The following is a 763-nucleotide window of genomic DNA, read 5'->3' as shown; positions in this document are numbered from 1 at the left end:
GGTCGCGTTGTTGCTGCCACCACAGGTACGGCCGTTCTCGTTCACCAGCGGAGTGGTGGTCTGCGGCAATGGCAGCTCGGCCGGTGAGTTCACCGGGGTGTCCGGCTTGTACTTGCCACTGGACAGCGCGGCCGCCGCGGTGACCAGCTTGAACGTCGAACCCGGCGGATAGGTCTCCCTGGCCGCCCTGTTCAGCGCCGGCTTGTCGTCGTTCGCGTTCAGCGCGTTCCAGGTGGCGGCGGCCTTGGACAGGTCGTGCGAGGCGAGCGCGTTCGGGTCGTACGACGGCCGGCTGACCAGGGCGAGGATCTTGCCGGTCTTCGGCTCGATCGCGACGACCGCGCCCTTCTTGTTGCCGAGCGCGTTGTACGCCGCCTGCTGGGCTGCCGCGTTCAGGGTCAGCGTGACGCTCGCGCCCTGCTGCCGGCGGTTGGTGAGCACGTCGACGACCCGGCGGAACGCCAGTGACGGGTCGGAGCCGTTCAGCTCGCTGTTCTGGTTGAGCTCGATGCCGGCCCGGCCGAACTGGAAGGAGTAGTACCCGGTGACCGGTGCGTACAGCGTGCCGCTGGAGTAGGTGCGCTGGTACTTGTACTGGTCGTTGACCTCCACGCTCCGCGCGATCGGGGTGTTGCCGATCAGGATCGGGCCGCGGTCCACCGAGAACTGCTGGTCGCGGACCCGCCGGTTGTCGTCGCGGCCGTTCAGGTCGTCGGCCCGGAAGGCCTGCAGATAGGTCGAGTTGGCCATCAGCGCGAGCATC

1 protein-coding gene is annotated in these 763 nt (G+C 68.2%); it reads right to left on the bottom strand.

Going from position 1 to position 763, the window contains the following annotated elements:
- Window positions 1-763 (bottom strand): penicillin-binding transpeptidase domain-containing protein (locus CAY82_RS27385; protein WP_256576338.1); only part of this gene is annotated, 763 nt, incomplete at both ends.

It is taken from the genome of Pseudomonas sp. SID14000, assembly GCF_002165135.1.
Classification (GTDB): Bacteria; Pseudomonadota; Gammaproteobacteria; order Pseudomonadales; family Pseudomonadaceae; genus Aquipseudomonas.
The sequence above is the reverse complement of the archived record's forward strand: the minus strand, read 5'-3'. Positions and strand labels throughout refer to the sequence as shown.